Source organism: Synechococcus sp. CCAP 1479/10 (genome assembly GCF_019038515.1).
Taxonomy (GTDB): Bacteria; Cyanobacteriota; Cyanobacteriia; order PCC-6307; family Cyanobiaceae; genus Cyanobium.
Window position 1 is genome coordinate 1 of record NZ_JAFKRJ010000030.1, and the last position, 26,042, is coordinate 26,042.

Below are 26,042 nucleotides of genomic sequence, written 5' to 3' on the forward strand. Positions count from 1 at the left end.
CTGGCTGGTGGCCGATGCCGAGCTGATCGTCTACGGCGCCACCGATCCGGCGGCCCGCCTCAGCATCGGCGGTGAGGAGGTGCCCCTCTCGGCCGACGGCACCTTCCGGGTGCAGGTGCCCTTCCGCGACGGCCAGCAGCTCTACCCGATCGAGGCCCTTGCGGCCGATGGGGAGCAGAAGCGCAGCATCACCATGGAGTTCCGCCGCTCCACGCCGGAAGACAACAGCAACCCCGCCAGCCAGGCCGTCGCCGAGTGGTTCTGATGGAGAACACCGCCACCGGCTCCAACCGCGGCCTGCTCAAGGCGGTCGTGGCCTTCACCCCCCTGGCCGGCTCGATCCTGTTCCCGCTGGTGGTGCCGATCCTGATGCTGCGGGTCAGCATCTCGGCCGGTGTGATCGCCGCGGTGGTGATCGGCAGCCTCTGGTTCGCCGTCATGCTGCGCACCTCGGAGATGCCCGGCCACCACTGAGGCCCCGCTGCGCCAGGGGCGCGCCCCTGGCAAGCCGTCAGAGCGCTGTCCCCCGCCGGGAAGGCTGAAGGAGCGGAACCCGCCGCCCCCTCCAGCCCGTGGTCCCTCTCGCGCTTCCTTCCCGCCTCCGGCCGGCCCAGCGGCCCCTGCTCGCCCTGGCCATGGCCGGCCTCCTCGGGGGCTGCGGCCCGGCACCGGCCGCCCTGAGCGGCGGCGACCACCGGGCCCTGCCCCTGCCGCCGGGCATCCGGGTGGCCTTCAACCACCGCGGCGACAGCCGCTACCGCAGCCCGATCAGCGGCCAGTGGCGCCAGGGGGATGACCTGGAGGCCCTGCTGCTGGAGAGCATCCGCGAGGCCCGCGTGGAGATCCTGGTGGCGGTGCAGGAGCTCTCCCTGCCGGCGGTGGCGGAGGCTCTGGTGGAACGCCACCGCCGCGGGGTGCGGGTGCGGGTGGTGCTGGAGAACCTCTACAGCACCCCCTGGAGCCAGCAGCATCCCGTCGATCTGCCGCCCCACCAGCGCCATCGCCAGCAGCAGCTGGCCGCCCTCGGCCAGGGGGACGCCGTCGCCGTGCTGCAGCGGGCGGGGGTGCCCCTGCTCGATGACACCGCCGACGGCAGCCGCGGCAGCGGCCTGATGCACCACAAGTTCCTCGTGGTCGACGGCCGGGCGGTGGTGACCGGCTCGGCCAACTTCAGCCCCTCCTGCATCCATGGCGATGCGGGCGCACCCAGCACCCGCGGCAACGTCAACCACCTGCTGCGCTTCGACAGCCCCGCCCTGGCCGGTGTGTTCGCCGCCGAATTCGCCCGGCTCTGGGGCGATGGCCCCGGCGGGTTGCCCGACAGCCGCTTCGGCATCGCCAAGCAGGGCGGCGGCGCCCAGGTGGTCGATGTGGCCGGCACGCCGGTGGAGGTGCTGTTCTCACCCCACCGCCGCCGCGACCCCAACCACGGCCTGGCCTGGCTCGAAACCCAGCTGGCCGGTGCCGGCCGGCGCCTCGATCTGGCCCTGTTCGTCTTCTCGGGCCAGAACCTGGCCGACCGGCTCCAGGAGCTGCATGGCCGCGGCGTGAAGCTCCGCCTGCTGGCGGATCCCGGCTTCGCCAACCGGGCCTTCAGCGAGACCCTCGACCTGCTCGGCGTGACCCTGCCCGACCAGGACTGCCGCATCGAAGCGGACAACCGGGCCTGGAGCGCGCCCCTGGAAGGGGTGGGCACGCCGCGGCTGGCCTCCGGCGACAAGCTGCACCACAAGTTCGCCGTGATCGACGGCCGCGCCGTGATCACCGGCAGCTTCAACTGGAGCCCAAGTGCCGCCTTCCAGAACGACGAGACCCTGCTGCTGATCCGCTCCCCCCTGCTGGCGCGCCACTTCGAGGCGGAGATCGACCGCCTCTGGCGTGGGGCCGAACTGGGCGTCAGCGGCCGGCTGGCCCGCCGCATGGAGCAGCGCCGGCGCAGCTGCGGCAGCGGCCGTGAACGGCCCTCTGCCGCCGGTGGGGCGGCGATGGCGGCGCCGTCTACGATCCGTTGACGCGTAGAAATCGATTCATGGACCCGGCGTCCAGCTCCGTCACCACCCCCAGCCCTGTGTCCACCGCCAGCTCCCGCGAGGTCACCCCGCGCCTGGACGCCATCAACCTGATGCTGCGGGACCTGCACACCCGCCACGACGAGATCCGTCACCGGGCCGCCTTCCGGGGCTGCACCAGTGAGCTGCTGACCCTGCAGCAGGAACTGGTCGACTATCTGCTCAGCAAGAAGAACGCCCTGCAGGGGGCGGAGAACGGCAGCCCCGAGGAAGGCCTCAACTACAACTCCTTCACCTGAACGCCCCCTCCGGAGCCCCTGGCGCCCGGGTGCTGGTGGTGGGGGCCGGCCCCGCCGGAGCCAGCCTGGCCCTGCTCCTGGCCCGCCGCGGCCTGGCGGTCGACCTGATCGATGCCACCGGGCCCGGTGGTCGGCCGTTCCGCGGCGAAGGGCTGATGCCCAGTGGCCTGGCGGCCCTGGCGGCCATGGGCCTGGAGCCGCTGCCTGCGGCGGTGCGCCAGCGGCCCCTGACGGCCTGGAGCTTCTTCCTCGACGGCCAGGCCCTGTTCGAGACGGCCGAGCCCATGGGCAGCGCCGCCCCCTGCACCCTGATCGACCAGGACACCCTGCTGAGCGAGCTGCTGGAGCAGGCGGGCCGCCAGCCGGGCTTCCGCTTCCACCCTGGCCAGGCCGTCAGCGATCTGCTGCTGCACGACGGCCGCGTCGCCGGCGTGCGCCTGGCGGATGGCACGTCCCTGGAGGCGGCGCTGGTGGTGGCCTGCGACGGCAGGGATTCACTGCTGCGCCGCAAGGGCGGCCTGGAGCTGGAGCGTGCCCCCAGCCCCCTCGACGTGCTCTGGTTCCGGCTGGAGCCCCCAGGAGCCGATGCGGTGCTGGAGTGGCTGGCCGGCCGCTTCGTGACGGTGGTGGGCTCCTCGGGCAGCTATGCCCTGTTCCCCTCCGCCCGCGGTGGTGTCCAGCTGGGCTGGGCGATCGCACCGGAGCCGCCGCCGGTGCCCATCCCGGCCGGCCCCGGCGCCTGGGCGGAACTCTGGGCCGGCGATGCTCCCGAGGCCCTGGCCCGGCGGCTGCGGGAGCTGCCGGCGGCGGCCGTCCAGGGACCGGTGCGGCTGCCGGTGCGGGTGGGGCTCTGCCCCCGCTGGCAGCGGCCCGGCCTGCTGCTGCTCGGTGATGCCGCCCACCCGATGAGCCCCCTGCGGGCCCAGGGGATCAACATGGCCCTGCGCGATGCCCTGGTGGCCGCCCGGCACCTGGGGCCCGCCCTGCTGGACGGGGACCCCGGGGCCATCGACGCGGCCGCGGCGGCGGTGGTCGCCGAACGGCAACCGGAGATCCGGCGGATCCAGGCGCTGCAGGAGCAGGAGGCCCGCCGGGCCGAGCTGCTGCGGCGCCGGCACCGCCTGCGGGGCCTGCTGGCCCGCACCGCCCGCTGGAGCGGCCCGTTGCTGGCCCGCCGCTGGCTGGCCTCCCAGCGGCCGCTGCGCGACGGCATCGCGCCGATCGCCAAGGATCCCGGGGCGGCGGCCATGATTGGGTGACCTCCCCGCCCCCCATGGACCGGTCCCCTCGCGCCACCTCCCCGGCCCCGCGCCGCCTCGGAGCGGCCCTGCCGCACCTGGCCCTGCTGGCGAGCCTGCCCCTGGCGGGGGCCTCACCGCTGCGGGCCGCCCCGGAGCCGCCCCCCTTTCCCCCCTCCTCCGAGTTCCGCTCCCTGCAGCTGATCACCCTGGCCTGCAGCCGCGAGAACACCGCCGAATCCTGCGACCAGGCCCGCAGCCTGGCCAACCCCCTGCTCGACCATCCGCGTCTGCCCGCCAGCTGCAAGGACGTGCTCTGGACGATCCGTCAGCGCTCGGTGGTGGCGGCCAGCAACAGCTTCGAGCGGCGCGAACCGATCGACCGCGCCGCCCGCAGCCTCACGGCCGTCTGCCGCCTGCAGCTGCCGGTGGCCAAGCCGGCGGAGAATGCCGCCCCAAGGCAGGGGGGCATCAACCTGATCAATCCCAATCAAAACTGAAGCGCTGACCGGGCAGCAGCCGCTGCAGCTCCTGGGTCAGCTCCGCCATCATCTGGCGGCTCACATCGGGATGGTCGCGCAGCTCCTTCACCAGATCCGCCACGTCGGTGCTGGTGAGGCCGTGGCTGCTGATCCGCGCGTCCACGCGCTGGCGGAACTGCTCCAGCAGCCGGGCCTGCTCAGGAGAGAGGGGACCGTCATCCAAGGGGTGCTGAACTTCCATGGTGGTGCGGGGTCAGGGCTGGGTCAGGGCCGGCTCGGGGCTGCCGGAGGCTGACGTCTGGGTGGCAGCGCCATCGATCAGCGCCAGCAGCTGGGTCGCCGTGTCCCGCATGAAGGCCAGGCTCATGGGGGTGACGACGGCGGCCTTGTCGGCGAGCTGGCAGAGGGGGTTGCGCTCTCCTTTGGCCTCACAGCTGCTCGAGAGCCCCAGCAGGGCATTGGTGAGCTTGCCCCGCAGACAGGTTTCGGCCCCGGCTCCGGCCAGCACCGCCTCGGCGGCGGTGTGGGTGCGGCTCACCGCTTCGGGATAGGGGAGGGCCTTCGGGGCGCCCATGACCGCCCCCCGCACCGAAGTCGGATGGAGCACCACCGCACCGGCCATGGCGGCGACGACCGCAGAGCCAGCCACGGCGATGCGCAGGGCGGTGGCCATGCGCAGGGCGGTGGGAAGCGACCGAAACGCCATGGGTGGGGAGGCAATTCCGCTCACGCTAGCCAGAGCTGCCGCAGCCACCAGCAACGCCAGGTCGGCCAGCAACGACTGGAGAGCCAGCAACCGCAGGACCGCCCGAATCGGCGGAGGTAGCTTGGGGCTCCCAAAGCACCAGGACGCCGGCCATGGCGATGACGACCGAGCTGCGTCAGGTGGCGCTGGAGCGACCCTTCGACGACCAGAAGCCCGGCACCTCCGGCCTGCGCAAGAGCACCCGTCAGTTCCAGACCCCCCACTACCTGGAAAGCTTCATCGAGGCCTCCCTGCGGGTGGTGCCCGGCATCGCCGGCGGCACCCTGGTGGTCGGCGGCGACGGCCGCTACGGCAACCTCGCGGCGATCAGCGTCATCGCCCGCATGGCCGCGGCCCATGGCGTCAGCCGCCTGATCACCACCACCGGCGGCATCCTCTCCACGCCGGCCGCCTCCCACCTGATCCGCAGCCACGGCGCCGTGGCCGGGATCATCCTCTCGGCCAGCCACAACCCCGGCGGCCTCGACGGCGACTTCGGCGTCAAGATCAACGGCGCCAACGGCGGTCCGGCACCGGAATCGGTCACCGATGCCATCCATGCCGCCACCCTCAGCCTGGAGGGCTACCGCATCCTCGACGCCGACCCCCTGAACCTGGAGGTCCCCGGCACGGCGACCATCGGCGCCATGGCGGTGGAGGTGATCGACGGCGTCGACGACTACGTGGCGCTGATGCAGAAGCTGTTCGACTTCGACCGCATCGCCGCCCTGCTGCGGGGCGACTTCCGCGTCGCCTTCGACGCCATGCATGCGGTCACCGGCCCCTATGCCAGCCGCCTGTTCGAGGGGCTGCTGGGGGCGCCGGCCGGCACGGTGCGCAACGGCGTGCCCCTGGCGGACTTCGGCGGCGGCCACCCCGACCCCAACCTCACCTACGCCCATGAGCTGGCCGACCTGCTGCTGGCCGGCAGTGCCTACGACTTCGGCGCCGCCTGCGACGGCGACGGCGACCGCAACATGATCCTGGGGCGGCACTGCTTCGTGAATCCCAGCGACAGCCTGGCCGTGCTCACCGCCAACGCCACCCTGGCCCCCGGCTACGCGGACGGCCTGGCCGGCGTGGCCCGGTCGATGCCCACCAGCGCCGCCGCCGACGTGGTCGCCGCCGAGCTGGGCATCCCCTGCTTCGAGACCCCCACGGGCTGGAAGTTCTTCGGCAACCTGCTCGATGCCGGCCGGATCACCCTCTGCGGCGAGGAGAGCTTCGGCACCGGCAGCAACCACATCCGCGAGAAGGACGGCCTCTGGGCGGTGCTGTTCTGGCTGCAGATCCTGGCGGTGCGCGGCTGCTCGGTGGCCGAGGTGATGGCGGGCCACTGGGGCCGCTTCGGCCGCCACTACTACTCCCGCCACGACTACGAGGCCGTGGCCAGCGACGCCGCCCACGGCCTCTACGACCGGGTCTCCGGGATGCTCACCGCCCTGCCGGGCCAGGGTTTCGCCGGCCGCACGATCCGCGCCGCCGACGACTTCGGCTACACCGACCCGGTGGACAGCTCGATCAGCAAGGGCCAGGGCCTGCGGGTGCTGCTCGACGACGGCAGCCGGGTGGTGCTGCGGCTCTCGGGCACCGGCACCAAGGGCGCCACCCTGCGGGTGTACCTGGAGAGCTATGTGCCCCCCAGCGGCGCCCTCGACCTCGACCCCCAGCTGGCCCTGAAGGATCTGATCGACGCCATCGACGCCCTGGCCGAGATCCGGGTGCGCACCGGCATGGATCGCCCCACCGTGATCACCTGAACAGCCCGGCCCCGTGAAGCCCCCTGGCGCCACCCTTCCCTGGCTGACGGCGGCCTGGGTCTGCGCTGCCGCCGGGCCCCTGTCGGCCCAGGAGGCCACCCGCTTCGCCCCCACCACCACGGTGGACCTGCAGATCAACGCCGTTCTCGGAGCCCTTCAGTACGCCGGCAGTGCGGTGGAGCGGGCCGGCAACAGCGCTGATGGGGCGCCGCTGCTGAACGGGGTCAGCTTCAACCACGAGGCCCGCCTCACCATCGACACCAGCTTCACGGGCCAGGACCTGTTCCGGATCCGCCTGCGCACGGGCGACTTCGCCCCCTCCGGCTTCTTCTCCAACCCGCCCACCCCCCTGAGCCGACTGGATGTGGCCTTCCAGGAGCCGGCCTGCGGCGCCGGGGAGGAGGGGTGCTCCGGCCGGCTGGTGAGCATCAACCGGGCCTACCTGCAGCTGCCCCTCAGCCCCGAGATCCGGCTCAGCGTCGGCCCCCGGATCATGCAGCTCGACATGCTCCCCGTCTGGCCGAGCGTCTACAACCAGTCCCCCATCCTGGATCTGTTCCAGTACGCCGGCTCACCGGGCACCTACAGCAAGCGGCTCGGGGGCGGCTTCGGGATCTGGTGGCAGCCCCGCGGCGACCTGCGGGGTCTGAGCCTGGGCTATGCCTACGTGGCTGGCCGGGCCGGGGGGTCCCCCCAGGGGGGCGGCCTGTTCGGCGGGACCTCCTCCCAGACAAGCACCGTGCAGCTGGCCCTGAGCCGGCCCCAGTGGAACATCACCGGGGCCTGGACCCTCAGTGGGCCCCAGGTGCGGCTCAGGGGGACGCCCCTGGCCAGCCAGCTGGCGACGGGCGCCGGCGAGGGAAGCCTGGGATCCTGGTCGCTGGCGGGCTACTGGCAGCCCCGCCGCTCCGGCTGGCTGCCCTCGATCAGCGCCGGCTGGGGGCAGGACACCTTCCGCTTCGGCTCCTACCCGGTGGCTGGCCTTTCGGGGGTGCGCAGCCGCTCCTGGTACACCGGGCTGGTCTGGAGCGATGTGCTGGGGGTGGGCAACAGCCTGGGCTTCGCCGTCGGCTCGCCGGCCCACGTGAGCGCGATCCAGACACCAGCCCAGAGCAACCTCGACGACCGGGGCCTGGCCATGGAGCTCTACTACCGGATCCAGATCAGCGATGACCTCTCCGTGACCCCGGCGGTGTTCTGGCTGAGCCGGCCGCGCGGGGCCCTCACTGGCAGCGCCACGCTCTCCGAGGCCCTGCTGTTTTCCCCGGCCTCGGGGGAGGCCAGCCTGGGGGTGTGGGCGGGGCTGATCCGCACGACGCTGCGCTTCTGAGCCCAGCCCGGCTGGGTGCCCGGATCAACCGAACCAGTTGAGGAAGCGCTGGATCACCACGGCGTTGCTGATGTCCACGAAGAAGCCCGACACCAGCGGCACGATGATGAAAGCCCGGTGGGCGGGGCCGTAGGTCTGGGCCACCGCCGACATGTTGGCCATCGCCGTGGGCGTGGCCCCCAGGGAGATGCCCCCGAAGCCGGCGCAGATCACGGCGGCCTCGTAATCGCGGCCCATCACCTTGAACACCACGAACAGGGCGAACAGGAAGGACACCACGAACTGGGCGGCGAGGATAGACAGGATCGGGCCCGCCAGGGAGGCGATGGTCCAGAGCTGCAGGCTCATCAGGGACATCGTCAGGAAGATGCCCAGGGCGATGTCCGAGACGATGGCCAGGGAGCGGGGGGCGGCCAGGCAGCGGATCGGCAGCAGCCGCGGCACCGTGTTGGTGAGGAAGATCGCCGCGAACAGGCAGCAGACGAACAGGGGCAGGTTGCTGCCGGCCGCCTTCAGCAGCTCATGCAGCAGCTCCCCGAGGCCCAGGCTGACGTTGAGCCAGAAGAGGGTGCCCAGCAGGCTGAAGTAAGTCACCGGCTCCAGGGCCCCGTCCGGGGTGGCGCCCTCCACGGCAGAGGAGGCGGAGGCGGCGGCAGAGGCCTGCGGCGTCTTGAGCCGGTGGCGGCGGATGAGGATCCGGGCGATCGGCCCGCCCATCAGCGAGGCCAGCACCAGCCCGAAGGTGGCGCAGGCGATGCCGATCTCGAGGGCATTGCTGATGCCGTGGCTCTCGGCGAAGCGTGGTGCCCAGGCGATCGCCGTGCCGTGGCCCCCCAGCAGGGACACCGACCCCCCCAGCAGACCCACCAGGGGATTCAGCCCCAGCAGCGCCGCCATGCCGATCCCGGTGAGGTTCTGCAGGAGCATGTAACCCACCGTGGTCCCCACCAGGATCAGCAGGGGCCAGCCGCCCGAGAGCAGGGTCTTGATGTCGGCGTTGAGGCCGATGGCCGCAAAGAAATAGAGCAGCAGAAAATCCCGCGTCTGCAGATTGAAGCCGATCTCCGTGCCGTTGATGGCATGGATCAGGGCCAGCAGCAGGCAGACCAGCAGCCCGCTGGTGACCGGCTCAGGAATGTTGAAGTCCCGCAGAAAGCCAACCTTGCGGTTCAGCCAGCGGCCGATCGCCAGCACCACGATGGCGATGTTGAAGGTCGCGAAGCTCTCGAACTGCATGGGAGATCAGAGACAACCCTGAACGGAGATCCGATAGCTGAATCCAAGGGCCGCCGGTGTGGTGGAGGAGCCCACCCGGAAATTCATCAACCGGGTGCGCTTGCCGGGAACGGCCTGGAATGGACCGAACATCCGGCCCGTACCGGGTTCAAATGTCGGGGTTTCGTTGACCACCTGCAGGCTGCTGCCGTCGGTGAAGACCATGAAGCCCGACACCGGGAAGGTGGCGCGCTCGGTGGAGGCCGATGTGAAGAAGAAGCGATAACTGCGGAAATCGCGATCGACGATGAAGTCGGTGTTCCAGTTGGTGCGACCCACCAGCCGGTCCGGCCCGATCCGCTTCGAGACCACAGGGTTGCCGCCGCCCCCCAGGGGCATCAGAAAGCGGCAGCTGGCCTGGGCGGCAGGAACGCCGCTGGCCGCCGTCGCGGCCAGGGCCGTGAGGGTGGCAACGATCGCACGGTTCACAGTCAAGGGCGTACCAAGGAGATCAGCAAAGAGCAGCATGACAGCCGGGTGGACTGGCAATCGATGGGAATTTCCCCATGTCAGCGTGCTGCGGTGGAAGGGCCCTGCTCCCCTGTGCCATCACCGACGGCCGGGGTGAGGAGACTGAATTCCCGCCGCTGTCGTTCGGAATGGAACCAGAGCGCCAGCATGCCCGCCAGAGGGATCGAAAGGAACACCCCCAGCAGGCCAGCGACCCGCTGTCCGATGAAGAGGGCCAGAAAGAGGAGGACCGGATTGAGCTCCATCGCCTGACCCATCACCTTGGGCCGGACAATATTGTCCTGAATCTGACCGAGCAGCACGGAAGCGATCAAGGCCCGCAAGCCAATGTCTCCCCCCTGGGAGGCGAAGACCATCAAGGAGATCAATAGGATGCCGAGGGTGGCTCCGATCCCGGGGATCGCATCAAGGACGCCCACAATCACCGCCAGAATCAGACTGTATTTCACACCCAGCAGCGGGAAGATCACGGCCGTTGAGACGGTCAGAAACACCATCAACAGCAGCTGTCCGCGGATGAATCCTACAACACTCTGCAGAAAGATCACGGCGAAACGATCACGGTGAGGCTCCGGAATCAGCCCCAGAAATCCTTTCCATAGCTTCTCGCCGTCGATCAGCATATAGAGACTGATCACCGCACCGAAAATGCCCGTGAAAACCCCTGAAAAGACGGTTTGCAACAGCCCCAGTCCCGTCAGCAGACCCTCTTGAAGCAGGGTTGTGATCCTGTCGAATCCATAGGTTTTGAGGTATTGATGCAGGGGCGTGAGGTCCTGCTGTTTCAAGGTGCCTTGCAGATCCAGCAACAGACCCTGGCCCTGGTTCAGCACCTGCAGGCCAATCCCGGTGACGAATCCGATCAGCAGGATCAGGGCGCCGAAGGTCACGGCGGCAATCGACCATCCCCGCGGCAGATAGCGGCTCAGCCACTTCACCGGGACGTTCAGCAGGGCCGCGACGATGGCGGCGGCCGTGAACACCGCAATCGTGCCGGAAAAGTAATTGAAGATGACCACCGTGACCCCGATGCAGGCCAGCAGCAGGAGATAGCGCACGAGGTTGGTGGTGCTGAACATTGCGGCAGAAGGCACCACGCTGAAGCTGGATCGTAGACAGGCGAGCCCCCCATCTCCCCTGCGGGGCGATGGTTCAGGGGCTCCCCTCGGGCCTGGAGGCGAACAGGTTCAGGCCCAGCCTCTCCGAGAGAAAGCGGGCCGTGAGCTGGCCGCGCACACTGTTGCCCGCCTCATCCAGGGGCGGTGAATAGGTCGCCAGCCCCCCCTTCCCGGGCGCCACCGTGATCATGCCGCCGGCCACGCCGCTCTTGCCGGGCAGGCCGGTGGCGTAGAGCCAGTCTCCGGAGGTTTCGTACAGCCCGGCCGTCACCATCACCGCCAGCACGTGCTGGCAGTGGATGGCCTCGATCACCTGCTCCCCGGTGACGGGCTGGCGACCGCCGTTGGCCAGGGTGGCGGCCATCACCGCCAGGTCGGCGGCGGTGACGCTGAGCGAACACTGGCGGGTGTAGAGCTCGGTGGCCTCGTCGGGATCCCACCAGATGCGGTCATGGTCGCTGAGGAGCGTCGCCAGGCCGGCGTTGCGTCGATTGGTGGCCAGCTCCGAGGCGCAGACCTCGGCATCGATCTCCAGCCGCCGGCCGGCGAAGCGGGAGAAGCCGTCCTGGATGAAGGCCCACTTCTCTTCGCTGCTGGAGCCCGGCGCCAGGCTGGTGGCAGCGATCGCCCCGGCATTCACCATCGGGTTGGAGAGGCCGTCGCCGCTGCGCTCCACCGCCAGAACGGAATTGAAGGGCAGGCCGGTGCTGTTGACGCCGAGCTTCTCGCGGGCCTCCTCCTCGCCGATCGCCTGGCAGATCAGGGCGAACAGGAACGGCTTGGAGATGCTCTGGATGCTGAAGGCCACCCGGGCCTCGCCCGCCTCGAACAGCGCCCCGCCGCAGCTGGAGACGCAGAGGCCGAAGTGGTCGGGGGCCGCCGCCGCCAGGGCCGGGATGTAGTCGGCCACCTGGCCCTCGCCGACCGGCGCGAAGCGGCCATGGGCCTCCGCCACCAGCTCCTGCACCACCTCGGCGGTGGGCAGGTGGCCGTTGGACACCCATTCGGAGACGGACCACATGGCGGGAAGGGGGCTCAGGTTGGCGACGACTGCTCCCAGGGGAAGCTCGGCAGGCGGTGCAGCGCCTCCCGCTGGGCGTCGCTCCAGGTCTCGACCATGGCGGCCAGTTCCGGGGCGTCGGCCGCGAAGGTCAGCCGGTGGGCGATCGCCAGGGCGTCGGCGGGAAGGATGGCCAGCTCGAACGGTGGACCCACGGTGAGGTTGGAGCGCTGGGTGAGCACCTCCGAGATCAGGCAGAGCCGGGCCGCATCCTCCAGGGAGAGGTTGGTGTGGCCGACGTTATCGAGGGGTGGCTTGCCGTATTTCGTCTCGCCGATCTGCAGGTAGGGCGTTTCGCGGGTGGCCATGATGGCGTTGCCCTGGGGATAGACCAGATACAGGCCGTGGGGCTCCCCGGCGATCTGGCCGCCCAGCAGGAACGAGGCCCCGGCACTGGCCCCGGCCTGCTGCAGGGCCTCACCGTTCTCCTCCTGAACCGCCACACTCACCCGGCCGATGTAGGCCGCCGCCTCAAACAGGTAATCGCAGGAACGCAGATCCCCGGTTCCGCTGGCGGAGTCCTCGGCGGCCCGGTCGAGATCGCGCCGGATCCAGCTGACCACGGCCTGGGTGGTGGCCAGATTACCGGCGGCGAGAAGCACGAACAGCCGGTCGGAGGCCGGCTGAAAAACGTACATCTTGCTGTAGCTCGAAATATAATCAACTCCTGCATTCGTGCGGGAATCGGAGGCCATGACCAGGCCCTTCTCCAGCCAGTAGCCGATGCAGTACGTCACCCAGGTTGGCCGCCGATGCAGGCCGCTGAGACTAGCCCACAGGTCCTAAGTGAGGGTGGGGAAGACACCGGAACCCGACAGCTCCGCGCCGGGCCCCTGGAACCGAGGGCCCCGGCTCAAGGGGCCAAGGGGGCGGAAGGGGGCGCCACCGCCGGACCGGTCGGGTCCGTGACGTTGGCGCAGACGTCGAGGACGATCTGCTGACCCAGCGACCGCCCCAGCGGCACGGTCCAGGGCTCCCAGGCGCCGTTGACCAACCAGGCCTGGCGGAGGCTGCTGCAATGCACCGCCACCGCCGTCGCCTGGGCCCGCATCGGCCCCACATCCGCCTGGGTGGGTTGCACCAGCGTCACCCGCACGCCGCCGGGATGGAGCTTCCAGCCGCCCCAGTCGACGAGGGTGTTGCCGTAGAAGCGCCAGCGCACCGACTCGCCCGGCTTCGGCGGCAGGGGCGAAGGGGGTGCGGTGGGGGCCGGAGCGGTCACGGCCGGGGGCGTGGTGGGGGCCGGGGAGGCGGTGACCGCGGGCGTTGGCGTGGCGGGGGATGCCGGCTTCGCGGCGGGGGTTGGCTTGGCCGCTGACGAGGGCTTCGCGGTGGGCGAGGGCTTGGCCGCTGACGAGGGTTTTGCGGTGGGCTTGGCCGTGGCCGCCGCCGAGGCTGGCGGCAGCTTCAGCCAGGCGCCCACCTTGAGCTGGTCGGGCTTGAGGCCGGGATTGGCCTTTTGAAGGGCCGCCACGGTCGTGCCATGGCGCGCCGCCAGCAGAGCCAGGGTGTCCCCGGCGCGCACCTGAACGAGCCCCTTCGATGGCGGCAGTTTCAGCTGCTGGCCGATCTGCAGCTCCTCGGGCTTGGTGATCCTGTTCAGACGCATCAACTCCTGCACGCTCACCCCATACCGGGCGGCGATGGCCTCCAGCGTGTCGCCTTGGACAACCTTCACACTGCGGGCGGGAGGGGCCCCCTGGCTGAAGGCCACGGGGCTGAAGCCGAGCCCGCTGAAGGAGAGAAAAAGGGCGGCAAGAACAGCCCCGGTCGCCGATGCCTGTCGACCCATGATTCCCTCACTTCCTGCACAAGAAAGCTACCAGAAGCGGACACCATCCCCGAGTCAGCACATTCCAGACCCTGCAGATCGTGGCCCCGACCGTTGAAAGAAACGTCGCAACATTTCATCAAGCAGCGATAGAAAAGCCGGGCGACGACCGGCTGATCGGTGGCCCCTCAGCCGCAGGGGTTCAAGGCGCGGCAGCCGCCATCAGGAAGGGCGCCGCCGCCGACGGCGGAGCGCTCGCCGCGTCCGCCTGCGGCCGCCTTGGCCGGCCCGCGGCGCGATCGATCAGGGAGGCCAGGGCCAGGGCACCATCGATCAGCACCAGCACGGCCCAGACCAGCAGCAGCAGCAGCTCCGCCAGGGCTGTCCGCTCCGGGACCGTGAGGGGTGGCGCGGGTGCCGGCGGCACCGTGGGCAACGGTGCCACCAGCTCCGGCCTGGCGATCTCCGTGACGACGACCGAGTTCACCGGGGGCAGCGGGTCCGGGTCGGCCATCGGGGCCGCGGCGGGCACAGCCGGTCCCATGGGCACAGCTGCGGGCTCCAGCTCAGGACGGACCTGAAACAGCAGGGCCGTGGGCGGCTCGCCGGGGACCGGCCAGGGCGGGCGGGCGGGCCTCCGGCCCCTGCTCTTGGCATGCTGCTCCCGCAGCCGTTCGGCGAGCGTGGGCAGCATGGGATCGATCCTCAATCTCCTGTAACGATCCTCACGGCCTGTGCCGGCCGCCGCAATGAAGCCGGCGGGGCGCTCCATGTTTCGTCACAACTAGGCGCTGGGCTGGTCCGGGGCGGCGGCCAGGTCGGCCTCCTCAGCGTCGGACTCGCCGAACCAGCGGGCCTCCAGGGCCTTGACCACCACATAGAAGGGGGGCACCACCCCCAGCGACAGCACGGTGGCCACCAGCAGACCGCCGAAGATCACCGTGCCCAGGGACTGCTGGCTGTTGGCCCCCGCCGTGGTGGCCACCACCAGGGGCAGGAAGCCGGCCAGGGCAGCGATGGCCGTCATCAGGATCGGCCGCAGCCGGGACTCGGCTGAGGCGATGGCGGCCTCGGCGGCGGTCATGCCCTCCTTCATGTGCTGCTCGGCCACCTCGACGATGAGGATGCCGTTCTTGGCCGCCAGCCCGATCAGGGTCACCAGGCCCACCTGGGCATAGATGTTGAGGTCGATCGAGCGCAGCGCCAGGAACACCAGGGCGCCGAGCATGGCCAGGGGCACGGTCATCAGGATGATCACCGGCGTCACGTAGCTCTCGTACTGGGCCGAGAGCACCAGGTAGACCACCAGGATCCCCAGGCCGAACACCAGCACACTGGCGTTGCCCGCCGACAGTTGCAGGGCGGCCAGACCGGTGAAGGCATAGCCGATGTTGTTGAAGTCCTGGGCGCGGAACAGGTCCTGGATCAGGGTCAGGGCCTGCCCGGAACTCTTGCCGACCGCCTCGGCCCCCTGGATCAGGATGGTGCGATAGAGGTTGAAGTGGCTGATCACCGGCGGCGCGCTGGTGAGTTCCGCCGTGGCGAATTCCGACACCTGGACCAGCTTGTCGTCCCTGCTGCGCACGTAGAAACTGAGGACATCCTCCAGGGATTTGCGGTTGGCGGCCGCCGCCTGAACATAGATGTTCCTGACCTGGCCGCTCTCGTAGGTGAGGCCCGAGTAGTTGCTGCCAGCCAGCACGGCGATGGTCTGCATCGCCTGCTGGAAGTCGATGTTGAGGGCCCCCACGATCGAACGGTCGATCTTCAGCCCGAACGCCGGCGCACTGGGGATGAACTGGGTGTAGAGGGTGGAGAAGCCGCCGCTGGCCGTGCCGGCCTGGATCAGCTGCTTGGCCTGGTCATCGAGCTGGTTGAAGGTGAAGGCCCCGTTGCTGAGGTCGTTGAACTGGAAGTAGAAGCCCCCCTGGGCGGAGAAGCCCGGAATCGCCGGGGGCTGGGCCGCCACCGCCATGCCGGAGCTGATCTGGCTCAGCTTGGCGTTGAGCCGGTTGATGATCGCCGGGGCCTTCTGGTCGGTGCCGCTGCGCTCCTCCAGGGGCTTGAAGCCGAAGAAGAACACCCCCTGATCGGGGCTGGCGCCGTTGAAGCCATAGCCACTCACCACAGAGCCGGCGATGATCTCCTCCTCGGCATTGAGCACCTTGGCCACTTCCTGGGCGGTGCCCTGGGTCTGGCTGAGGGAGGCGCCGTTCTGGAGCTGGAAGATGCCCATGCCGTAGCCCTGGTCCTCCTCGGGGATGAAGGCGGAGGGGAGGGCGGTGAAGGCGAACAGGGTGAGGGCGATGCCGGCGCCCAGTCCCACCAGAATCCAGCGGCGACGGGCGATCAGGGCCTCCACCATGGCGGCGTAGCCACGCTCCAGGCGCGTGAAGAAGGCGTTGAAGCGGCTGAAGATCCAGACCAGATTGGCGCCGGCGAGCACACCGCCGACCACGCCGATCACGTAGGTGATGCTGCCGAAGGAGGCGGCGCTGAAGCGGCCGAAGGCCAGGCCCACCACCACCCCGCCGATGATCCCCACCAGCCGCCCCGGGGGTGCTGATTTCTGGCTCCTCAGCAGCAGGGCCGAGAGCATGGGGGAGAAGGTGAGGGCGTTGAAGGCGGAGATCGCGATCGAGAAGGCGATGGTGAGGGCGAACTGGCGGTAGATGATGCCGATGCCGCCGGGATAGAAGGCCACGGGCACGAACACCGCCATCAGCACCAGGGCGGTGGCCACCAGGGCGCCGAACAGCTCCCCCATGCATTCCATGGCGGCCTGGCGGGGACGCATCCCCTTCTCCAGGTTCTTCTCCACCGCCTCGATCACCACGATGGCGTCATCCACCACCAGGCCCGTCGCCAGCACCAGGCCCAGCAGGGTGAGCTGGTTGATGGAGAAGCCGAAGATCTTGACGAAGGCGAAGGTGCCGATCAGGGAGATCGGAATCGCCAGGCTGGGCACCACCGTGGCTCGCCAGTCCTGCAGGAACAGGAACAGGATCAGCAGCACCAGCACGATGGCCAGGCCGAGGGCATCCACCACCCCCTCCACGGCCGACTCGATGAACTGGCCGATGTTGTAGATCTCGAACACCTTGACGCCCGGGGGGACGCTCTGGGTGAACTGGTTCATCACCTGCACCACCTGGTTCGAGACATCGAGGGCGTTGCTCTCGGGGGTCTGGAAGACGGCGACGGTGATCGAGGGGTGGCCTTCGATGCTCACCGCCTGCTGGGCGAAGGTGTTGGTGCCGTAGGTGGCTTCGCCGACATCCTTGAGGCGCAGCAGGTTGCCGGTGGAGGTGCGGCCGACGATCAGGTTGTTGAGCTCCTCGACGGACACCAGGTTGCCGTTGTTCTCCACCAGAATCGGGTAGGCGAACTTCTGGTTGCCGGCGGCCGGTGGCCCGCCCACCAGGCCACCGATCGCCACGGTGTTCTGGCTGGCCACCGCATTGACCACCTGATCGGCGGTGAGGTTGTTGGCGGAGAGCTTGTTGGCATCGACGAACAGCCAGAAGGCCGGATTGCTGCCCCCCAGCAGGTTGACGGTGGCCACCCCGGGCACCCGCTCCAGCTGGAAATACAGGTTCTGATAGATGAGGCCGTTGAGATAGGAGGCGTCGAACTGGCCTTCCGTCGACGTGACCTGATAGGCCAGAAGGATCGACGGGGTGCTCTGCATCACCGACACTCCGGTGGCCTGCACCTGCTGCGGCAGCTGGGGCATCGCCAGAGAAACGCGGTTCTGGACGTTCACCTGGTCGATATTGATATCAGTGCCTTCGTTGAAGAAGACCTGAATCGTGCTCGTCCCAGACATATTGCTGGTGGAAGAGATATAATTAGCGCCAGGAACGCCGTTGATCTGCTGCTCGATCGGGTTGGTCACCGCCTGCTCGGTGACCAGGGAATTGGCCCCTCCATAGTTGGATGTCACCTGGATCAGGGGTGGGGCAATGTTCGGGAGGTTCTCGATCGAAAGGGTGGGGATGGCGATCAGGCCCACCAGCACGATCAGGATGCTGCAGACGGTGGTGAGAACCGGCCGCTTGATGAAGTTATCGGAGAACGACATCGGAGTTCAGCTCGCCGCCGGTGCCGGGGTCGTAGCCGGAGCCGGTGCCCGCCGCACCGGCATGCCGGAGCGCAGCAGGGCCGTGTTGCTCACCACCACCTCATCGCCCTTGGTCAGGCCGGAGAGCACCGGATAGGCGTTGTTCTGCAGCTTGCCCAGCTTCACCGCCGTCTGCACCACCACCGGCGTGGTGCCGGGGAGCTTCTCCAGCTTCTGCTTCTGGGCGGGCAGCAGCTGATCGGAGGCCTTGATCTGGGGCAGGACCGTGGAGAGGGGCAACACCCGATACACGAACGGTTGCTGGGCCTGCATCATCACCGCCTCCACCGGCACCGCCAGCTGGTCGCTGCTGCCGGTGATGATGCGGTTGCGCACGTACTGGCCGGTCTTCAGCACCCCCGTGAGATTGGGGAATTCCGCCTTCACCAGCACCGTGTTCGGCTGGCCCGAGGACTGGGTGGCATTGGCGAAGTAGGGGGAGACGAACACCACCCGGCCCTCGCCCCGCACCGGAGGATTGCCCTGGCTCTCCACCTGCACCGGCTGACCGATCTTCACCTGGCTGGACTGGGTGGCCGGCACATCCATCAGGGTCCAGAGGGAGGAGTTGTTGACGATTCCCGTGATCGCCTGGCCCTGGCGCACGTAATCCCCCAGCTTGACCGAATCGAGGTTGCCGATCACCCCGTCGATGGGCGCGGTGACGAACTTGTAGCCGAGGGTGGCGGCACTGGAGCGGGCCTGGTCGCGGCTCTGGATCGCCTGGGTGATGTAGAAGTCCCGGTCCTTGGTCGAGACGGCCCCCTGCTCGTTGAGGAAGACATAGCGCTCGGCGTTGACGCGATCCTTGATCGCCTCGGCCCGGTCGGAATCGAGGGTGGCCGATTCCTGCACGTTGTCGAGCACCAGGATCGGCTGGCCCGCCTTCACCTGCTGCCCCTCCCTGGCCAGAATCCGCACCACCCGGCCATCCGACTGGGGCCGCATGACCACGTTGGAGGTGGACTCGATCGTGCTGATCGTCTCGATGCCCGGCGTGAAGCGGAACTCCCCCACCGTCACCGTCTGGACCACCAGGGGCGGCCTGGCCTCAGGGGCGGCGGAGCCGCAGGCGGCCAGCAGCCACGTCAGGGGAAGGAGAGAAGGGAGAGCCTGCCAGCGCACCGGACCGGGTTCATACCCCCGCAAGGTACCGGAAAAGGTCCGACTGCCCCACTGGGCCGGAGCGCCATGCGGCCCCTCAGCGGCGTGGGCCGCGCCCGCCGCCCCGGCCATGGTGGCGGTGGTAGTCGGGCTCCGGGTTGGATTCCTGCAGCTGGCGCACCGCCTCCACCGCCATGCCGGCCACCACACCGAAACCACCGAGCACCACGGTGCTCCAGAAGAGGGCCTGGGGGGTGACCCGCAGGGGGGTGTGCTCGACGATGGAACGCAGGAACAGGGCGATGGCCAGGCCCACCACACCGGTGAGCATGCCGGCGCAGAGCACCCGGCGGCCGCTCAGCGGTGGGCAGGGAGCCGGCATCAGGCGCCCATGCCGGGGGAGGCTTCGGCCTCGGCGGGCGCAGGTCCGGCGGTGAGCTGCTTCATGACGACGTAGAACACGGGCACCACGAACAGGGAGAGCACGGTGGCCACGGCCAGGCCCCCGAAGACCACCGTACCCAGAGAAGCCTGACTGCGGGCACCGGCACCGCTGGCAAACACCAGGGGCAGAAAGCCGAACAGGGAGGAGATGGCGGTCATCAGGATCGGCCGGAAGCGGGACTGGGCCGAGGCCCGCGCAGCTTCCAGGGCGGATTCGCCCTCCTGCATGCGCTGGTTGGCGAGATCGACGATGAGGATGCCGTTCTTGGCCGCCAGACCGATCAGCATCACCAGACCCACCTGGGCATAGATGTTGAGCACCTCACCCCGCAGGGCCAGGAACGCCAGGGCCCCGAGCATGGCCGTCGGCACGGTCATCAGGATGATCAACGGGTCGCTGTAGCTCTCGTACTGGGCCGAGAGCACCAGGTAGACGGTGAGGATGCCGAGGGCGAAGATCACGATCGCCAGGGCCCCTGCCGCCACCTCCTCCCGGGAGATGCCCGTCCAGTCGTAACCGACGCCGGTGGTGGAGAGGTTGTTGAAGAGGTCCTGGATGTCCTTGATCGCCTGGCCGGAGCTGCGGCCCGGCAGGGCGGACCCCTCCACCTTGATGGAGCGGAACAGGTTGAAGCGGGGAATCACCGACGGGCCCGTGGTCGATTCGACGGTGATGAACTCGGACAGGGGGATCTGCTCACCGCTGGCATTGGGCACGTACAGGGACTTCAGCTGCTCCGGATTGGCGCGGTAGCGCTCATCGGCCTGGACGAAGATGCGGCGAACCCTGCCGGCATCGAAGGTGTCATTGACATAGAAGGAGCCGATGTTGAAGCTGAACGTCTGCATCGCCGTGCCGTAGTCGACCCCGAGGGCCGCCATGCGGTCTCGGTCGACGAGGATCTGCAGCTGGGGGGCCTCCGGGGAGAACTGGGTGAACACCCGGTCAAACAGTCCGCTCTGGTTGGCCTTGCCCACCAGCTGGGTGGCCGCCGCGAAGAAATCGGCCGAGGAGAGCGCACCCCCGCTGCGGTTGAGCATCTGCATCTCGAAGCCCGCCCCGGTGCCGTAGCCGGGGATGGCGGGGGGTTCGACGACGATGATGCGGGCCTCCTGGATCACCGACAGCTTGCGGTTCAGCCGCTGGGTGATCGCCGCCACCGACTGCTCATCGGAGGTCCGATCGTTCCAGTTGCGGGTGCCGAAGAAGAACAGGCCCCGGTTGGGGGCGTTGCCATCGAGGCTGGCGCCGCTGAACACCGCCGCCGTGGTGATGTCCTTCTCGCTGCGCAGGATTTCCGCCACCCGCTGGTTGATGCGGCGCGTCGTTTCCAGGGAGGCGCCGTCAGGGCCCTGGACGATGCCGATGGCGTAGCCCTGGTCTTCGACGGGCACGAAGCCCGTCGGGATCGAGGTGAAGGCGAAACCGGTGAGCACGATGCCCCCGGCCAGCAGGGCCATGATCAGCCGGCGCTTGCCCAGCACCCAGGCCAGACCGGCGTGGTACCGCCGCTCAACGCCGGCATAGATGACGTTGAAGCGGCGGAAGATGAACGGGGCACCCCAGCCGAGGAGCCCGCCGATCAGCGTGTAGATCAGCACCTCCAGCGGGCTGTTCAGCTGCCCCAGCATCACGGCCGCGACGGCACCGCCGATGGCGAAGGGCAGCCGCAGCGGCAGGCGGGTGAGCAGGTGCAGGCCGAAGCCGATCGCCGCGGCCAGGGCCAGAACGCCGAGGGCCACCAGGATGCCGCCGCCGCTGGCCAGCAGCCCGTAGACGAAACCGATGAACACACCGGAAATCGCATAGGTGCGGCGGCTGGGCGGCTCACTCTCCCGGGCCAGCAGCAGGGCCGAGAGCATCGGCGAGAAGGTGAGGGCGTTGAAGGTGGAGATCAGGATCGAGAAGATGATCGTGGCGGCGAACTGCTTGTAGATCGTCCCGGTGGCTCCGGGGAAGAACAGCACCGGCACGAACACGGCGAACAGCACCAGGGAGGTGGCGATCACGGCGCCGAACAGCTCGTCCATGGTGGCCTTGGCGCTCTCCAGGGCGCTGAGGCCGGAGCCCTTCTTGGTGGAGGTGTCCTCGATCACGGTGATGGCGTCATCCACCACCAGGCCCGTCGCCAGCACCAGTCCGAACAGGGTGAGCTGGTTGAGGGTGAAGCCGAAGGCCTGCACGAACAGGAAGGTGCCCACCAGGGCCACCGGAATGGCGATGGCCGGCACCAGGGTGGCCTTCCAGTTCTGCAGGAACAGGAACAGGATCAGCACCACCAGCACCACCGCCTCCCGCAGGGCGGTGGTGACCCCTTCGATCGAGGCCTCGACGAATTCGGTGTTGTCGTAGATCTTCTGGATCGTCATGCCCACCGGCATGGTGGTGGCGAACTCCTTGATCACCTCCTCCACCCCGTTGGAGACATCGAGGGCGTTGCTGCCGGTGAGCTGGTAGATCGCCATGCCCACCGAAGGGACACCGCGCAGGTCGGTGGCCTCGATGTCGAAGGATTCACCCCCGAGCGTCACCCGACCCACGTCCCGCAGCCGCACCAGGCCACCGTCGGCGGTGGAGCGCAGGATCATCGAGCCGAATTCCTCGGTGGTCCGAAGCCGGCCCTGCAGCTGCACGGTGAGGGTGAACTGCTGGCCCTCGGGGGAGGGGGCACCGCCGATGCGGCCCACGGGCACCAGCCGGTTCTGGCTGCGCAGGGCCGCCACCACATCAGCGGCGGAGAGCTTGTTGGCGGCCAGGCGGTCCGGATCCAGCCAGAGGCGGAAGGCCAGCTGCCGGTTGCCGAAATAGGTGAGCTCACCGACACCGGGCACCCGCCGCACCGCATCGGTGAGGTTCTGATCCAGCAGGCCGCTGATGGTCTCGAGGCTATATTGGTTTTTCGGATCTTCGCTGGTGAAGTTGTAGACGAGCAGGATCGAGTTCGAGGCCTTGTTGACCGTGATGCCGGACTGGCGCACCTCCTCCGGCAGGCTGGGCTGGGCCAGGGACACCCGGTTCTGGACGTTCACCTGGTTGATGTCACCGTCGCTGCCGCTGGCGAAAGTGACGGAGATGGAGCTGGAGCCATCGGCCGCACTGGTGGAGGTGATGAACTCCATGTTCTGCACCCCGTTGATCTGCTGCTCGAGCACGCTGGTGACGCCCTGCTCGACGCTGACCGCGTCAGCCCCCACGTAGCGGGAGGTAACCCGCACCGTGGGCGGGGCGATGTCCGGCAGGCTCTCGATCGGCAACAGCGGAATCGCGATCAGGCCGGCGATCACGATCAACAGGCTGCACACCGTGGTGAGCACCGGCCTGAGGATGAACGTGTTCGAAGGAGACATCAGGCTGGACTCAGTTGACCTTGACGGGCGCGCCGTTGCGGAGGTTGATCAGGTTGGTGGTGATCACGCGGGTGCCGGGCTGGAGTCCCCTGAGCACCGGATAGCGGTTGTTCTGCAGGGGGCCCAGCTGCACCGGGGTCTGGAGGGCGAAGCTGGTGCCGGCGGGGAGCTTGCGGGCCACGGCAAGGTCGGTGCGGCCGGGGCGCCGTTCCAGATCGGCCAGGCTGCCCACCTCGTAGACGAAGCTCTGGCCGGAGACCTGGGTGACGGCGGCGAAGGGAACCGAGAGCTCCTGACGGCTGTCGAGCACCAGGCGGGTGCGGGTGCGCAACCCGGTGCGCAGAACCCCGCCCGGATTGGCGAACTCGGCCTTGGCCAGCAGGGACTGGGTGCCGGCCACCACACCCGGATCGAGGGAGCCCACCACCCCCTGGGCCATCGGCTTGTTGGTGGCCGGATCCATGAGGATCACCGTCTGCCCCACCCGCAGCCGGCTGGAGAACACCGCCGGCACATCCACCCGGGCCATCAGCCGGTCGTTGCGGATGATCGTGGTGAAGGGATCGCCGGCGGCGATCACATCACCCAGCTTCACCTGCACATCCCCCACGGTCCCGGCGATGGGCGCCTTGAGATCGCGGAAGGCCAGGTCGGCCCGGCGCGCCACCAGGTCCTGCCGTGAGGAGAGGTAGCGCTGGCGGAATTCGTCCCGCTGGAAAGCGCTGGCGGCCCCCTGCCGCACCAGGTATTCGTAGCGCTCGTAGTTGAGCTTGTTGGTCTGCACCTCCGCCTCCAGGCGGGCCACATCGGCGCGGGCCTGGGCCTGATCGAGCACCAGAAGCACCTGGCCAGCGGCCACCTTGTCGCCCTGGCCCACCAGCAGCCTCTCGATCCGTCCGCCGGCCTGGGCCGCCAGTCGCACCTCCTCGATGGCTTCGAGGGTGCTGACGGTGTCAACGTTGTCGGTGAAGGGGGCCAGGGTGGCGGGCTCGGCCCGCACCGAGAGCGGTGGCCTGCCGGCGGGGGCCTCCGCCTGGCAGGCCCCCAGCAGGGCCGCGCCGAAAAGGGCGGCGGCAGCGGGCAAGGCGTTGAGGGAGCGTCGCAGGCGCCCCGTGGATGCCCCGGGAAGAGGCGGCCTGCTCGGATGGCCGATCACGGGTTCAGCGACGGACAAGGCTTCCGCCAGACCGTACCGCTCCGGAGGCTCTCCCGGCGAGATGATGGGGCGGTGAGTGATCTGTTCTGGCATCAGGGCGAGCAGGCCAGGCGCAGGATCGCCCCGCTGGCGGATCGGCTGCGGCCGCGCAGCCTCGACGATTTCGTGGGCCAGGCGGCGATCCTGGGTCCGGGGCGGCTGCTGCGCCGCGCCATCGCCGCCGACCGGGTCGGCAACCTGATCCTGCACGGCCCCCCCGGCACCGGCAAGACGACGCTGGCGCGGATCATCGCCGGCAGCACCAGGGCCCACTTCAGCAGCCTCAACGCCGTGCTGGCGGGAGTGAAGGACCTGCGCGCCGAGGTGGACGCCGCCAAGCAGCGGCTGGAGCACCACGGCCTGCGCACGATCCTGTTCATCGATGAGGTGCACCGCTTCAACAGCGCCCAGCAGGACGCCCTGCTGCCCTGGGTGGAGAACGGCACCGTCACCCTGATCGGCGCCACCACCGAAAACCCCTACTTTGAGGTCAACAAGGCCCTGGTCAGCCGCTCGCGCCTGTTCCGGCTCCAGCCCCTGGAGCCGGAAGACCTGCGCCTGCTGCTGGATCGGGCCTTGGCCGATCCCGAACACGGCTACGGCCAGCGCCGCGTCGAGCTCTCCGAGGAGGCGGGCGCCCACCTGCTGGACGTGGCGGGGGGCGATGCCCGCAGCCTGCTCAACGCCCTCGAGCTGGCGGTGGAGACCACCGAAGCCGATGCCGACGGCGTGATCCGCATCGACCTGGCCATCGCCGAGGAGTCGATCCAGCAGCGGGCGGTGCTCTACGACAAGCAGGGGGATGCCCACTTCGACACCATCAGCGCCTTCATCAAGTCGATCCGGGGCTCCGATCCAGATGCGGCCCTGTTCTGGCTGGCGCGGATGGTGGAGGCCGGCGAGAACCCGCGCTTCATCCTGCGGCGCCTGCTGATCTCCGCCGGGGAGGACATCGGCCTGGCCGATCCCCAGGCGATGGTGGTGGTGGAGGCCTGCGCCGCGGCCTTCGACCGGGTGGGGCTGCCGGAGGGGCTCTACCCCCTGGCCCACGCCACCCTCTATCTGGCCGGCACCGAGAAGAGCAACAGCAGCCTCGGCTTCTTCGATGCCGTGAAGGCGGTGCGGGAAGCCCGGCGCCAGCAGGTGCCCGCCCATCTGCGCGACGCCAACCGGGACGGCCAGGCCTTCGGCGATGGGGTGGGCTACCGCTACCCCCACGCCTATGCCGACCACTGGGTGGCCCAGCAGTACCTGCCCCAGTCCCTGCAGGGGGAGGTGTTCTGGCAGCCGGGGGCCCTGGGCTGGGAAGGGGGACTGCGCAAACGGCTGCAGCAGCGCCGGGCCGCCCAGCTGGCCGCCGCAGCGGAAACGGCGGCCGACGACCGCGGCGACCTGCTCAGCAGCAGCCCGGACGACCCCCTGCTCAACCGCTGGCTGCAGCGCCAGGCCGGGGCGGAGGGCGAACGGCTCGACCGTCTGCGCCGGCGGTTCTGGGAGGACGCCGCCATCGGCCGCCTCGACCGGGTGCTGGTGCTGGAGGCCCACTCCCTGCTCTGGGCCCTCGATCCGCTGGAGGCGGCCAGCGAGGGGGAGGTGGTGCTGGCCACGCCATCGGCGGCCGTGCTCGATCGCCTACAGGCCCAGCTGCAGTTGCTGGATCAGCTGCGGCGCCCCCGTCTGCTGGCTGCGGCGCCGGAGGCACCCGAACCGCTCCAGGCCCAGCTGGAGCCGTGGCCCAAAGAGGAGGGGCGCTTCGAGTGGATCGCGGCGCGCCAGCCGTGGCGTGGCTGCACGGCGGAGCAGCGGCGGGCCTGGCTGGAGCTGCTCACGGCCCTGGCGGCCCCCGGTGCCCGGGCCCGGTTGCTGTTCACCCATCCCCTGCTGGGACCGGCGGGCAGCCTGCGCGCCCTGGTGGGACGCAGCGCCACCGGCGCGACGCCGGCTGTGCTCGAGACGGCGGCCGAGCTGGAACGGGAGTGGCTGGCGGCCGACGCCGATCAGGCCGATCGCGTGCAGGAGGGCCTGGAATCCCTCGGCTGGAGCGTGCAGCGACGCTTCTGGGAGGAGGCCCTCGAGCTGCCCCTCAGCGACGCCCTGCTGGAGCGCTGGTTCGGCAAGGGGGCCAGCTACCGGAAGCAGCTGACCCCGGCGCTGGCTGCCGCTGGCCGCAGGACCCTCGAAGCCCTGTTCCGGGAGCGGCGCGGGGTCTCCCTTCCCCAGCCCCTTGGACACACCCTGCTGCTGGCCCGGCGCCGCACCGGGCCATGAAG

Annotated in this window: 22 protein-coding genes and 1 pseudogene; 9 read left to right on the forward strand and 14 right to left on the reverse strand. The window is 69.4% G+C overall.

Features of this window, described 5'->3' with window-relative positions:
- The 6 genes and pseudogenes from KUG39_RS11290 to KUG39_RS11315 all read left to right on the forward strand — a co-directional run.
- Positions 1 to 265 (forward strand): annotated as a pseudogene (locus KUG39_RS11290) (DUF4912 domain-containing protein); the annotation flags it as partial.
- Complete coding sequence (locus KUG39_RS11295; RefSeq protein ID WP_094586455.1) at positions 265 to 474, forward strand: DUF8677 family protein; 210 nt, start codon at positions 265 to 267, stop codon at positions 472 to 474. The pseudogene KUG39_RS11290 and the gene KUG39_RS11295, both read left to right, overlap by 1 nt.
- A gap of 161 nt (positions 475 to 635) precedes the next feature.
- Complete coding sequence (locus KUG39_RS11300; RefSeq protein WP_216915049.1) at positions 636 to 2,012, forward strand: phospholipase D-like domain-containing protein; 1,377 nt, start codon at positions 636 to 638, stop codon at positions 2,010 to 2,012.
- Positions 2,013 to 2,029: 17 nt separating this feature from the next.
- Complete coding sequence (locus tag KUG39_RS11305; RefSeq protein WP_190612309.1) at positions 2,030 to 2,308, forward strand: hypothetical protein; 279 nt, start codon at positions 2,030 to 2,032, stop codon at positions 2,306 to 2,308.
- Positions 2,309 to 2,337: 29 nt separating this feature from the next.
- A complete protein-coding gene (locus tag KUG39_RS11310; protein ID WP_353617641.1) occupies positions 2,338 to 3,567 on the forward strand; it encodes an FAD-dependent monooxygenase in 1,230 nt (409 codons plus the stop codon).
- A 14-nt stretch (positions 3,568 to 3,581) separates the two neighbouring features.
- Entirely contained in the window at positions 3,582 to 4,046 is a 465-nt protein-coding gene (locus KUG39_RS11315; RefSeq protein WP_190612307.1) for a hypothetical protein, read from the forward strand.
- Here KUG39_RS11315 and KUG39_RS11320 read toward each other — a convergent pair.
- Positions 4,027 to 4,251, reverse strand: a complete 225-nt coding sequence (locus KUG39_RS11320) for a hypothetical protein (protein ID WP_286194007.1) — start codon at positions 4,249 to 4,251, stop codon at positions 4,027 to 4,029. The genes KUG39_RS11315 and KUG39_RS11320 overlap by 20 nt on opposite strands.
- 30 nt (positions 4,252 to 4,281) lie before the next feature.
- Entirely contained in the window at positions 4,282 to 4,734 is a 453-nt protein-coding gene (locus KUG39_RS11325; RefSeq protein ID WP_216915053.1) for a hypothetical protein, read from the reverse strand.
- 152 nt (positions 4,735 to 4,886) lie between these two features.
- On the opposite strand from KUG39_RS11325, the gene KUG39_RS11330 reads away from it, so the two are divergent.
- Complete coding sequence (locus tag KUG39_RS11330; RefSeq protein ID WP_502988646.1) at positions 4,887 to 6,533, forward strand: alpha-D-glucose phosphate-specific phosphoglucomutase; 1,647 nt, start codon at positions 4,887 to 4,889, stop codon at positions 6,531 to 6,533.
- Positions 6,534 to 6,546: 13 nt separating this feature from the next.
- The gene (locus tag KUG39_RS11335) at positions 6,547 to 7,863 is read left to right on the forward strand and encodes a carbohydrate porin (protein ID WP_216915055.1); all 1,317 of its coding nucleotides are present in this window, start codon (positions 6,547 to 6,549) and stop codon (positions 7,861 to 7,863) included.
- A gap of 24 nt (positions 7,864 to 7,887) precedes the next feature.
- Here the strand turns inward: KUG39_RS11335 and gltS are convergent, their stop codons facing one another.
- The 12 genes from gltS to KUG39_RS11395 form a co-directional block, all read right to left on the reverse strand.
- A complete protein-coding gene (gene gltS, locus KUG39_RS11340) occupies positions 7,888 to 9,099 on the reverse strand; it encodes a sodium/glutamate symporter (protein ID WP_216915057.1) in 1,212 nt (403 codons plus the stop codon).
- 6 nt (positions 9,100 to 9,105) lie between these two features.
- Entirely contained in the window at positions 9,106 to 9,567 is a 462-nt protein-coding gene (locus KUG39_RS11345) for a hypothetical protein (RefSeq protein WP_353617379.1), read from the reverse strand.
- Positions 9,568 to 9,647: 80 nt separating this feature from the next.
- The gene (locus tag KUG39_RS11350) at positions 9,648 to 10,688 is read right to left on the reverse strand and encodes an AI-2E family transporter (RefSeq protein WP_216915059.1); all 1,041 of its coding nucleotides are present in this window, start codon (positions 10,686 to 10,688) and stop codon (positions 9,648 to 9,650) included.
- Positions 10,689 to 10,761: 73 nt separating this feature from the next.
- Entirely contained in the window at positions 10,762 to 11,748 is a 987-nt protein-coding gene (gene glsA, locus KUG39_RS11355) for a glutaminase A (RefSeq protein ID WP_216915061.1), read from the reverse strand.
- 14 nt (positions 11,749 to 11,762) lie between these two features.
- Positions 11,763 to 12,524 carry a proteasome-type protease gene (locus tag KUG39_RS11360; protein ID WP_216915063.1) on the reverse strand — a complete coding sequence of 254 codons (762 nt, stop codon included), beginning with the start codon at positions 12,522 to 12,524 and terminating at the stop codon, positions 11,763 to 11,765.
- Positions 12,525 to 12,640: 116 nt separating this feature from the next.
- Complete coding sequence (locus KUG39_RS11365) at positions 12,641 to 13,579, reverse strand: lytic transglycosylase (RefSeq protein WP_216915065.1); 939 nt, start codon at positions 13,577 to 13,579, stop codon at positions 12,641 to 12,643.
- Between the two features lie 181 nt (positions 13,580 to 13,760).
- A complete protein-coding gene (locus tag KUG39_RS11370) occupies positions 13,761 to 14,252 on the reverse strand; it encodes a hypothetical protein (protein ID WP_216915067.1) in 492 nt (163 codons plus the stop codon).
- A 90-nt stretch (positions 14,253 to 14,342) separates the two neighbouring features.
- Positions 14,343 to 17,642 carry an efflux RND transporter permease subunit gene (locus KUG39_RS11375; RefSeq protein WP_216915069.1) on the reverse strand — a complete coding sequence of 1,100 codons (3,300 nt, stop codon included), beginning with the start codon at positions 17,640 to 17,642 and terminating at the stop codon, positions 14,343 to 14,345.
- Between the two features lie 6 nt (positions 17,643 to 17,648).
- Positions 17,649 to 18,806 carry an efflux RND transporter periplasmic adaptor subunit gene (locus KUG39_RS11380; RefSeq protein ID WP_353617378.1) on the reverse strand — a complete coding sequence of 386 codons (1,158 nt, stop codon included), beginning with the start codon at positions 18,804 to 18,806 and terminating at the stop codon, positions 17,649 to 17,651.
- 76 nt (positions 18,807 to 18,882) lie between these two features.
- Complete coding sequence (locus KUG39_RS11385; protein ID WP_216915072.1) at positions 18,883 to 19,167, reverse strand: hypothetical protein; 285 nt, start codon at positions 19,165 to 19,167, stop codon at positions 18,883 to 18,885.
- On the reverse strand, positions 19,167 to 22,577 hold the full coding sequence (locus KUG39_RS11390) for an efflux RND transporter permease subunit (protein WP_216915074.1): 3,411 nt from the start codon (positions 22,575 to 22,577) through the stop codon (positions 19,167 to 19,169). Before KUG39_RS11390 ends, KUG39_RS11385 begins: the two co-directional genes overlap by 1 nt.
- Before the next feature lie 10 nt (positions 22,578 to 22,587).
- Entirely contained in the window at positions 22,588 to 23,661 is a 1,074-nt protein-coding gene (locus KUG39_RS11395) for an efflux RND transporter periplasmic adaptor subunit (protein ID WP_286193119.1), read from the reverse strand.
- 144 nt (positions 23,662 to 23,805) lie between these two features.
- Between KUG39_RS11395 and KUG39_RS11400 the strand changes: the two genes are divergently transcribed.
- Positions 23,806 to 26,040: an AAA family ATPase gene (locus tag KUG39_RS11400; RefSeq protein ID WP_216915078.1), complete on the forward strand. Its 2,235-nt coding sequence runs from the start codon at positions 23,806 to 23,808 to the stop codon at positions 26,038 to 26,040.
- Positions 26,041 to 26,042: the final 2 nt, after the last annotated feature.